General features: G+C 63.3%; 7 protein-coding genes and 2 pseudogenes. 4 read left to right on the top strand and 5 right to left on the bottom strand.

The window, feature by feature from the left end; translation table 11 throughout:
• Nucleotides 1-128: 128 nt before the first annotated feature.
• The 4 genes and pseudogenes from trmB to WBB85_RS17965 all read right to left on the bottom strand — a co-directional run.
• Entirely contained in the window at nucleotides 129-821 is a 693-nt protein-coding gene (gene trmB / locus WBB85_RS17980; protein ID WP_432639969.1) for a tRNA (guanine(46)-N(7))-methyltransferase TrmB, read from the bottom strand.
• Nucleotides 822-914: 93 nt separating this feature from the next.
• A complete protein-coding gene (locus WBB85_RS17975) occupies nucleotides 915-1,946 on the bottom strand; it encodes a trans-3-hydroxy-L-proline dehydratase (protein WP_432639968.1) in 1,032 nt (343 codons plus the stop codon).
• A gap of 9 nt (nucleotides 1,947-1,955) precedes the next feature.
• Nucleotides 1,956-3,632 carry a cis-3-hydroxy-L-proline dehydratase gene (locus WBB85_RS17970; RefSeq protein ID WP_432639967.1) on the bottom strand — a complete coding sequence of 559 codons (1,677 nt, stop codon included), beginning with the start codon at nucleotides 3,630-3,632 and terminating at the stop codon, nucleotides 1,956-1,958.
• Nucleotides 3,633-3,648: 16 nt separating this feature from the next.
• Nucleotides 3,649-4,083, bottom strand: a pseudogene (locus tag WBB85_RS17965) (proline racemase family protein); the annotation flags it as partial.
• Between WBB85_RS17965 and WBB85_RS17960 the strand changes: the two are divergent.
• Nucleotides 4,075-4,254: pseudogene (locus WBB85_RS17960) on the top strand (4-hydroxyphenylpyruvate dioxygenase); the annotation flags it as partial. The pseudogenes WBB85_RS17965 and WBB85_RS17960 overlap by 9 nt on opposite strands.
• A gap of 136 nt (nucleotides 4,255-4,390) precedes the next feature.
• Here the strand turns inward: WBB85_RS17960 and WBB85_RS17955 are convergent.
• Nucleotides 4,391-7,774, bottom strand: a complete 3,384-nt coding sequence (locus tag WBB85_RS17955; protein WP_432639966.1) for a hypothetical protein — start codon at nucleotides 7,772-7,774, stop codon at nucleotides 4,391-4,393.
• A 193-nt stretch (nucleotides 7,775-7,967) separates the two neighbouring features.
• On the opposite strand from WBB85_RS17955, the gene WBB85_RS17950 reads away from it, so the two are divergent.
• The 3 genes from WBB85_RS17950 to WBB85_RS17940 form a co-directional block, all read left to right on the top strand.
• The gene (locus tag WBB85_RS17950) at nucleotides 7,968-8,666 is read left to right on the top strand and encodes an SIMPL domain-containing protein (protein ID WP_432639965.1); all 699 of its coding nucleotides are present in this window, start codon (nucleotides 7,968-7,970) and stop codon (nucleotides 8,664-8,666) included.
• An 84-nt stretch (nucleotides 8,667-8,750) separates the two neighbouring features.
• Nucleotides 8,751-9,956 (top strand): PLP-dependent aminotransferase family protein, encoded by a 1,206-nt coding sequence (locus WBB85_RS17945; protein ID WP_432639964.1) that lies wholly within the window; start codon nucleotides 8,751-8,753, stop codon nucleotides 9,954-9,956.
• Nucleotides 9,957-10,125: 169 nt separating this feature from the next.
• Nucleotides 10,126-10,621: sodium-dependent bicarbonate transport family permease (locus WBB85_RS17940; RefSeq protein WP_432639963.1), on the top strand; the 496-nt coding region annotated here is incomplete at its 3' end.

Below are 10,621 nucleotides of genomic sequence, written 5' to 3'. Positions count from 1 at the left end.
GCTCACCGTGGCCAGACATTTGGGACGCTCCTTCACGAAAATCGTCCCGCTGATAGCGCAAGCCAAAGGGGCGGTCCATGCCCCTGCTTCCACTTGGATCAAATATCCCCGCCGGAGGCTGCGCCAGATCAGACCCGGCGGAAGGTCACGTAATGCGGCGCCCGCCCCTCGCGCAGGGCCTTTTGCTCATAGCGGGTGGAATGCCAGTCCTGCCATGGCGTATCGCCCTGCGCGATCAGTTCAAATCCCGCTTGCGGTACCTCTTCCAGCGTCTGGCGGACATAATCGGGAATGTCGGTTGCCACCCGGAACTCGGCGCCGGATTTCATCGCCCTGGCAAGGGGTTGCAGGTGCTCCTGCGTCACGAAGCGGCGGCGATGGTGACGGGTCTTCGGCCAGGGATCGGGGTAGTTGAGGAAGGCTTTCGCGATGGAAGCCTCCGGCAGGACATCCATCAGATCGCGCGCATCACCGGGATGAACCGAAAGATTGGTGACGCCCGCATCGCGGATCTTGCCCAGAAGCATCGCCACCCCGTTGATGAAGGGTTCGCAGCCGATGATCCCCACGTCAGGATATCGCGAGGCCATATGAACAAGGTGTTCGCCACCGCCAAAGCCCACTTCCAGCCAGACCGGACGGTCGTCGCCGAAGATCGCGGCGGGGTCGATCAGAGTGCGCTCGGGGTTCTCCTCACGCGTGATGTCGCGGGGCTGCAAGGCCCCGAGGTCTTCGTTCAGATAGGTCTTCTGGCTGGCGCGCAGGGTCTTGCCGCGGATGCGGCCATAGAAGTTGCGGCGCGGTTCATCGGGTCTGGTCATGGCGCCCCTCTAGCGCCGGAAGGGGAGTACCGCAACCGTCCCGCAAGCGTATGGCACGCGTATGGCATCCGTCCCGACAGGCGTCCCGACACCTCAGCCGCCCGCACCCCAGGTATCGGAGAGACGATAGCCCCCCGGCCAGGGGTCGGCGGGGTCGAGCATGTGTTGGTGGATGCCGGTGATCCAGCCGCGCCCGGAAATCTCGGGCACGATCGCCGGGCGGCCTGCGACTTCCGTGAGACCGGCGATGCGGCCCGTGAAGGTGCTGTCGATGATCGAACGGGCGGTCAGCGTCTGCCCTTCGGCCATCACGCCTTTCGCATGCAACACCGCCATCCGGGCCGACACACCGGTGCCGGTGGGCGAGCGGTCGACTTTGCCGGGCTGGATCGCGACGGCGGAGCGGGCGGCGAAACCGCCGTCGGCCTTCTCCAGCGCTCCGGCGAAGAGGCAGAAGGAGATGTGATCCCAGTCGGGCCGTTCGGGATGAGCAAAGCCAAGCTGGGCATTCGCGGCATTGGTGATGCGGGTGCCGAGACGGGCGATGTCGCGCGCCTCATCGGGGGCGATCCTGAGGCCCAGCGCTCCGGCTTCGACGATCACGAAACTGTCGCCGCCAAAGGCAGTGTCGACCTTCAGCGTGCCGATGCCTTCAACCTCAATTCTGGCATCCAGCCGGTCGGCGAAGGAGGGCAGGTTCTGCACGGTGATCCGTTCGGCCTTGCCGTCCCGGCACTCGGCGCGGACCCGGACAAGACCGCCGGGGGCTTCCAGCGTGAGTTCGGTTACCGGTTCGGTCATCGGCAGGATGCCTGCGTCCAGAAGCACGGTCGCCACGCAGATCGAGTTCGAGCCGGACATTGGCGGCGTGTGCTCGGGCTCCATGATGATGAAGCCCATCTGGGCGTCGGGGTGCTTTGGCGGCACCAGAAGGTTCACATGGCGAAATACCCCGCCCCTTGGTTCGTTCAGCATGAAGGCGCGCAGGTCGCCGTCCTCGGCAATGTGCCGCCGCTGGTCCCAGAGCGTCGCGCCCGGCGGGGGCGTCACGCCGCCGACGATGACGTCGCCCACCTCGCCCTCGGCATGGGCAGAGATCACATGGATGGTCTTGGTCGTGCGCATGGGCGGTCCTCAGGTCAGCCAGTCGGGCGGGGTGTCCGGGGCCCTGCCGGTGATCGCGGCGGCCGCGCAATCGGCGAGGCTGCCGAAGCGCACGGCACGGCCCGAAAGCGCCGGGGCGTAATGGGCGTATTTGCCGGAATTGGTCATCAGCGTACGGGCGGCGGGCGGAAAGACGGGTTCAGAGATCGAGCACCAGCAGAGGTCGGGGAGGATGCGGATACCTGCCGCTTGCAGACGGTTCGCTGTGCCGTTGGCGGTGATGGCCCTGATCGTGTCGCGGCCCGCTGTGACGATGGCGGTGGTGCCGGACGCTACCTTGTGGCCGTCGAGCAGGTCCGCCAGTTTGCAGCACTCGCCCGCTGAAAAATGCGGTGAGCCAAAGGCGATCAGATCGACCCCGGCGGGGCCTGTGTTGAACTTAGCCCATGCCCGCGCGAGATCGGCGCGGGTGATATGTACAATGTCCGCATCCGGTGCAGGGGCAAGATGCGCCTCGGGTGTCACGCCCGCGACATGCAGCATCGGTGCTGCGGACGAGGTGCCGAAGGCGGCGCAAAGGGCCTTGAGGTCGTCCCCGGTTGGCGCTGTCCCTTCAAGCCCGGTCAGGAGCGGGATGCGGTCGGGCGCGAGCCTGCCCGCCAGATAGCCGAGCATCGGCCAGAGCGCATCGTCATGGCCGTCTGGCAGGGTGACATGGATGACCCGCCGCGGCGCGCGCTCGGCCTCAAGGTAGACGCCGGACAGGGGCGCGCGTCCGGTCAGCGCGATGCAGAGGTCGAGGAAATCGGGGTGTTTGACCGTCCGCGCGCCAAGGACGGTATTGGCGTAGATCACGGCGTTGGATTCGGACCAGCCGATATGTTCGCCCGCTGCCGGGGCGCCGTCGAGCAGATAGGGCGCGCAGGTGAAACTCGGCTCTGCCCCCATCTCGGTATAGGCATCGGCCAAAGCGGCCGCCGGGCTGCCGAAGCTGTCCGCCACGCCCTGTTGCCGCCAATTTGCGTGATCGACCGAGATGGCGTTCATGGTGGTCGGGATACTGACCCGCGCGCCCAGATCGGCCATCTTCCGGGCGAAGGTCAGGTTGGCGGGGCTTGCGTAGATGCAGCCGTCGATATGGGCGCGGGTGACATCGGTCAGTGTCGTCGCGCCCTGCGCGGCGGCCATGGTGATCAAGATCTGCATCGCGGTCTCAACCGCGCGGCCCTCCGCCCCCGCCAGCATCGCGCGGTCGGTTTCGGTGAGCTGCATCCGGTCGGTCGCGAGGGGCGTGAGCGGCAGGGAAACGGCACCGGCGCTCAGCCGGTCCTCGGTGATGCGGGCCGACGGTTCGGCAGTGAGGGCGGCGTAATCGCCGGGGTCGAGCCGCAGGACCGGCAGGGGACGGTCGAAGAGAGTTCCGGCGACAAGCGCGCCGAGGGTCAGCACGTCCTCCGCCTCGCGGAAGATCAGCGCGGCAGGGGCATGGCCGTTGAGTGCCAGTTCCAGCAGCACGCCGCTGCCGGTGCAGGAGCCGCGGCTGGTCGGCATCATCACGATCCTGCCCGCCAGATCGGCCCCGCAATCGGGGTGATGCGCATCGATCAGGCGGCCCGAGGCGGGGTCGACGCCGCCCCAGAAGCTGAGGCCCTCTGTGAGCGCGAGGACGGGTGCTTTTGCGCTTCCGGCGGTGATGCGTCGGGCCATTCAGGCTCCCCCGGTCTCAGGTCACAACGAAACCATGGGCGAAGGGGTCACGGTCGTCGATGAAAATCGTGTTGAGCCCCGTGACGCGGGCCCATCCGGCGATGGAGGGGATGATGGCGTCGCGGTCGCCGACCCTGGCAAGCCCCTCGATCCGCCCCCGGAAGAGCGAGCCGATGATGCTTTCGTGGACGAAATCGTCGCCGATATCGAGGTCGCCGCGCGCTGCCCAATGCGCCATGCGGGCCGAAGTGCCGGTGCCGCAGGGCGAACGGTCGATGGCCTTGTCACCGTAGAAGACGGCGTTGCGGGCGGTTGCCTCGGCATGCTTCGGCGCGCCGGTCCAGAGGATGTGGGAAAGGCCGGTGATCTCGGGCTTTTCGGGATGGGTGAAGGTATATTTCGCGTTCAGTGCTGCACGAAGTTTCGGGCTCCAGCCGACGAGGTCGATGGCGGCGAAACCCGCATTTTGCTGCAAATCTTCTCCAAAACCGTGATCGGTCCGATCTTCTTCGAGTTTATCCAGCGCAAAGGCGATGATGGCTTTGGCGAAGGCAATTTCCGCGCGCTTTTCGAATCCATTGAACAAGATCAGATTGATCGTGGCGTCTTGAAAGAGGCCTGAAAAGGCAAGGTCATGTGAACAGGAGTGGTGGCCCGCCTCAGGGCCGCCCTTTGCCCCAAATTCTCTTTGGAAAAAATATCCATTCCTTGCCGCGGCCCCAGTGCCGCGTCGGGCATCCGAGGGCCAGCGGGCTGGGCTACCCTTTGGGCATCGCCAAAGTCAAAATCTTTCCGCGCTTTTTATAGCGCAACTCACTGCGGGTAATCGCGGCGACCACGCCACCATCAAGCCGGTCACCGACCCGTACCTTGCTGTAACGCCCCGAGGAGGACCGGATCAGTGCATAGCGTTTCTGGTCGGTTCCATAAACCCCGATCAGATTGGTCTTCGACAGGTTGATCGCATTTTTATAGGTTGCCTGCTTGGCCACATTGGCGCGGGTCGGAATGCGCGGAGCCTTGGAGACCCGCACCTCTGGTTCCTCGGCTTCTTCGGGCTCCGGCACGGTCTTGGGCACTGCCACTTTGCGTGTCACTTCTCGCGTTGCGGCAGAAATCGCAGCCTCCACGGCGCGCGAAAAATCGCGTGGGCGCGCGGCGGGGCGGGGCGACAAAGCTACCGACAAAGCGCTGTTTTGCGCGGTCTTTTCATCGGCGGCCGCTTTGGCGGCAAGCGACGCCTGCGCGGCGGCATCACGGGCCGCAATGGCTGCCTCTACCACAGTTTGGGGGCGGCCGCGCGGGCGCAGGCTGGCCAAGCGCAGCGATGCAGGGCTTGCCTCCAGGGCGGCGTCATCTTCGGTCTGTGGTGGCTCTGCGGCCGGTTCCGGGATGTCGGGGCGGCCTTTGGGGCGGCGGTTTTCGACGGTTGTGTCGGGCTCAAAAACAGAAGAAGGGCCATTGCCCTCCACCTGTGAAATCCCAGACGTGCTTGCTCCGGCGGATTGCGCCGCGGGGTTGTCTGGCGGCGGGGTTGCGGCAGCTGCGGTATCGGGGGGCGTTGGTGCGGCACCAGGTACAACGGCATCAGGCGCAGCCGCCGCAGGGACGACCGGGTCCGAAATCTCTGCGGGCCGGGCAGGCGGCAACACAGGCGGCTTGGCCGCGATCAGCCAGAACCCACCCGGCATAACCACGCCATTGGTGGTGGCTTTGATGCTGCCATCGGGTTCAAATTCATATTGGGTGCCAAAAGGCGGTGGCACCATCATCGCTGCAGGCGCGGCATCGGGCGTTGTTTGTGGGCGCGGCAATGCCACAGCATCGAAGGCCGGCGCTTGGGCATCAATAGAAGGCAGAAAGATCTCGTCTTGCGGGCCACGGCCCGGACCAGCGGCTTGAACCGCGCTGTCTTCCGAAACCACTGTTGGGGCAGGGCCACTCGGCACCTCGACCGCTGCAGGCGCTTCGGCGACGGGTTCAGCTGCCACATCAGCGGCAGTGTCGGCGGCTGGATCAACCACCGGATCAACCGCCACATCAACCACGGGCTCTGCGATGGCAAGCTCTTGCGCAGGCGGCAATTCGGCTTCGGCATCTGCCACAGCCTCGGCATCCGACAAGGCTTCGGGCTCGGCCTCAGGCGCAACCTCTGCTGTCGTCGCTGTCTCAGGGACAGCCGCAAGCTCGGTCGAGACACCTTCGGCGGGGGCCTCTGCCGTCAACTCTGGATCAGGGGCCGCAGCCTCACCTGCTGTGGCGTCGGCCTGTTGCACCGTTTCCGGCACCGCGTCATTGCGCGACAGATAAAGCGAAGACCAGGCCGCCACGGCTGCAAGGGCCGCAAGCAAGACCAGTGTCAAGATCAGGCCCAAAAACCGCGGCTTTCCTTTGCGCGGCGCAAGCTTGGCCCCAAATTTCCCCATCGATTCCTCTGCCGAGGTCGGTTTGGCCGAGGATTTGCCTGCGGGCTTGGAGCCTGGCTTTGCCGTCGCATCTGCTTTTGACTGAACCTTGGATTTGAACCGCGACAAGGCCGCCGTGGTGCCTGGGATTCGGGCTGCGGTCACCATCGCCGCCCCGGCTTTTCCCGCCGTCGGGCTGGCCTGGCCAAGCTCGGCCTTTGCACCGGTCGCAAACGCCGCTGTGCCGTTCAATGGCTTTGCGACCACCTTGTCAACCGGTGCGGCAGGCTTGCCTTTTTCGGCCAAAACAGGGTCGGATTTGGCGGCGGCCACAAAGGAAACAGTTGGTGCCTTGACCCCATCGGCTTTGGGTCCCGCAGCCTTTGCTGTATCTGTCGCCGTACCAGGGCCTGATGCAAAGGGCGAGGCCGCCCCGGCAGCTTTGGCCGCTGGCCCAAGCGAAGGTGCCGCATCATCGCGCCTCCGTGTCGAAAAGGCAGGAGACGGGCTTGACGGCGCTGAGTCCTTGGTTTCAGCGATCCCGGGGTCGGTAACCCCCTCAAACCCTGAATTTCCGGTCTGGTCATTCGCCATGCGCTTGCGCTCTGCCTCGAGCAAAGACGCCTTGGCTCTGTCGCGCTCTTGCTGGGCGATTTTAGCTTTTTCGGCCTCCGCGACCAAACGTTTTGCTTCGGCCTGTGCCAAGTTTTGAGCGCGCTGCTCCATCTCGGCTCTGGCGGCTTCGATCTTGCGGGTTGTCTCTGCTGCGGCCTCTTCAGCGGCACTGCGCTTGGCTGCGGCATCTGCATCCGCCTTTGATTTGGCCTCTGCTGCTGGCTCCTTAGACGTGGCTTCCGCCTCGGTCTTCGCTTTGGCATCCTCGGCCGCCTTGGCTTCTGCTTCTGCCTTGGCTTTCGCAGCTTTGGCCTCCGCCTCTGCCTTGGCCTCCGCTTCGGCCTTTGCCTTGGCTTCTGCTTCCGCTTTTTCTTCTGCCGCAGCCGCAGCCTCAGCTTTCTTTTTAGCCTCAGCTTGCGCCGCGTCTGCATCTATTGATGTGGTCGCTGGCTCGGCCTTTGCGTCCTCGGTTGCCGCTTGCTCAGGCGCGGCGTCACTCTTCGGCGCGTCTTTTGCGGCCTCGGCCTTGGCATCGGATTTTGGGTCGTCCTTGGCCGCATCCGGTTTCGCAGCGTCGCGTGTCACCACTTTCACAGGGTCCTGATCGCGCGAAACCTTTTCACCCGCAGGCAACAGCGTGGCCGAAAGCTTGCTCGTCCCGAACCATGGTTCGCCTGCAAACTGGCCTTCCGCCGGGATGGTCACAAAAGACACCGGGTTGAAACGATGGGTCTCGGCAAAGGCTTCGGCTTCTTCCAAAGTCTCGCGGGCAACGACCGCCACCTTGACCATAGGGCCCTTGCCCCACCAGTCAAAAACCAGCTCATCAACGCTGTAAGGCGTGCGCCCTTCGAGCGCGGCCTTGATCTGGGCCTCGCGCGCGGCTTTGTCAGGGCCGGGGGCCTCGACCTCAGTGTAAAGGATTTGCGACGCCGGCAAGACCAGCTTGGTCGTAATTCCCTGCGGCGACAATCCCAGCGCCGAGGAACGTAGGTATTTCAGCGCCTCATCCAGATCCGGGCTGTCAAAGCCGGCAGAGCCAACCTCCAGCCAACCGCTTGACGTGCGGCGCAGCAAGCTGATCGTTGTATCAGTGATGTTCAGGGCAAAATTTGGTTTCATTGCACGGGTCTAGCACAAAAGGAAAAGGCGCAGGGAGTCTTGGCCTAAGTTAGGCCCTGTCCTACAGCAGGTTTTTGCCGAATGAAAGAAAAAGCCCTCGAACCCCGTGCGGTTTCGGCCCAAATCCGCCAAGATTGCATTACGAAGCGCTGATATATGCTTCATTTGTAACACAAACCCTAGGAGAACCCCAATGCGTGCCTACCACAGCCTGTTTTTAATGGCTCTTTTGGCGCAGGCCATACCCGCAACATCGGTTGCGGCGGCAGAACCCGCCGCGGCGCTGATCACCGTGACTGGCGAAGGCCAGGTCGAAGCCGCACCAGACATGGCGACAATCTCGCTGGGCGTTACCACCTCGGCATCAACCGCCAAAGCGGCGATGGCTGAAAATGCAGGGCAACTGGCCACTGTGCTTGGCAATCTCAAAGCCGCCGGGATAGAGCCGCGCGATCTGCAAACCTCGGGGCTGTCCTTGGGCCCCAACTGGTCCAACAGTGAATCCGGCTCCAAGATCGACGGCTACACGGCCTCCAATCAGCTCTCTGTCCGGGTCCGCAACCTCGATCAGCTCGGAGAGATCCTCGATGCGGCGGTCGAAGACGGGGCCAATACCTTGAACGGCGTGGAGTTCGGCCTCACCGAGCCAGGCCCAAAGCTTGATGAGGCCCGCAAACGCGCCGTTGCCGACGCCCGCCACCGCGCCGAGCTTTTGGCCGAGGCCGCAAGCAGCGCGCTTGGGCCTGTAGTCTCCATCACCGAAGGCGGTAGCAACAGCCCGGGCCCTCAGTTCAAAAGCTATGGCCGTGCCGCGATGGAGAGCATGCCGGTCGAGGCAGGCGAGCTTGCGCTGTCGGCCTCCGTCACCGTCATCTGGTACCTCACTCAATAGTCGAATTTATGTCAGTCTTATTGACATAAACCGATTTTCGCGCCACTCCTTCCCCAAATGAACCCAGGGGAAGGGGTATCGCGCATGAATTGGGAACAGATTTTCGCCAGCCGCACCAGCCGGATGAAAGCCTCGGAAATCCGAGAGCTGCTTAAGCTGCTGGATCAGCCCGATATTATTTCCTTTGCAGGTGGCATCCCAGACCCGGCGCTTTTCCCCGCGGCTGAGTTTCAAGCCGCCATTGCCGATATCCTCTCGGGTCCGCGCGCCGAATCTGCGCTGCAATATTCGGTATCTGAGGGCTACAAGCCGTTGCGCGACTGGATCGCTTCGCAAATGGCGCGCATCGGTATCCCTTGCGATGCCGATAACATTCTCATCACCTCTGGCTCGCAACAAGCGCTGGATTATCTGGGCAAGCTCTTTCTGTCACCCAAGGATACCGCGCTGATCGGTTGGCCTACCTATCTTGGTGCCTTGGGGGCCTTCAACGCCTATGAGCCGGAATATGACCGGCTTGACCCGCGCGGCAACCGCGCCGCCGCCGATTATGCGCAAACTGCGTCTGCCAAAGGCGGCCAGGTGAAATTCGCATATATGTCGGTCGATTTTGCCAACCCCACAGGCGAAACCCTGGACGCGGCCACGCGGCAAAACATACTGCAACTGGCCGAAGACCTCGATATCGCGATCATCGAAGATGCGGCCTATCAATCCTTGCGTTTTGATGGTGAGGCGGTACCGCCGATCCTCGCGATGGAAATCGCGCAAAAAGGTTCGATCGAAGCTGCGCGCACGCTGTATTGCGGGTCTTTCTCCAAAACGCTCGCCCCTGGTCTTCGCGTGGGCTGGATCTGCGGTTCGAAATCGGTGATCAGCCGCCTTGTGCTGATGAAACAAGCGGCCGACCTGCATTCCGCCACGCTGAACCAGATGGCGATCTCGGATGTTGCGGGTAAGATCTTTGACGCCCATGTTGCGCGCATCCGCGACGCCTACCGCGCCCGGCGAGATGCGATGCTGGAGGCGCTTGCCCAACATATGCCCAAAGGCGTGGAGTGGACGCGCCCCGAAGGCGGCATGTTTGTCTGGATCACCCTGCCAAAAGCCATGGATGGGGCTGAACTTCTGGCAAAATCTTTGCAAAGCCAACGGGTTGCCTTCGTTCCCGGCGCGGCCTTTTTCGCCGATGGCTCGGGCCGCAACACCATCCGTCTGTCCTTCTCACGCGCGGATGAGGCGACGATTGAGGAAGGCATCAAACGTCTGGGGGCATTGCTGAAAAGCTAGGGCATAACGCGCAGCGATTTCGGAGCACTGTGAAAGCCACGCGGAAACCATGCGCCCCCAAGCGCGATTTCGCAAAGCGGCGGTGTGACAGGTCGTTGACCTGTAAATAATGTCCCTTGGCTGACCATTCAGGCTTTGATAAAGGCGCATCAACCAGCAGGGGTTATTCATGTCCGATATCGTTGCACTCGCAGGAGCGAACCTTCTGTCGCCGATCATCCTGTCCTTTGTGCTGGGGCTTGCCGCCGCGATGGCACGGTCGGATTTGTCCATCCCCGAAGCCGTGGCAAAAGGCATGTCGATATATCTGCTCTTTGCGATTGGCTTCAAAGGTGGTGCCTCGGTTGCCGCCCATGGTGTTGATGGGGGGCTGCTGATGACCGTGGGCGCGGGGGTGGTTTTGTCCTTTGGCCTGCCATTGCTGGCCTTCGCCTTGCTAAAACTCCTCACTCGGTTTTCGCGGCTCGATGCTGCGGCCGTGGCCGCGCATTATGGCTCGATCAGCATCGTGACATTCGTTGCCGCAACCTCGGTGCTTGAAGGGCGCGCAATCGCGGCTGAAGGCTATATGGTCGCCGTCGCCGCCGCGATGGAAGCCCCGGCGATCCTGTCTGCCCTTTGGTTGGTGTCACGCAATGGGTCCGGTGGGCGGATGGAGCCAGGCC

The organism is Albidovulum sp. (assembly GCF_049646345.1).
In the GTDB taxonomy this organism is placed as follows: domain Bacteria; phylum Pseudomonadota; class Alphaproteobacteria; order Rhodobacterales; family Rhodobacteraceae; genus Albidovulum.
This window is presented reverse-complemented; position numbering and strand designations above follow the sequence as displayed.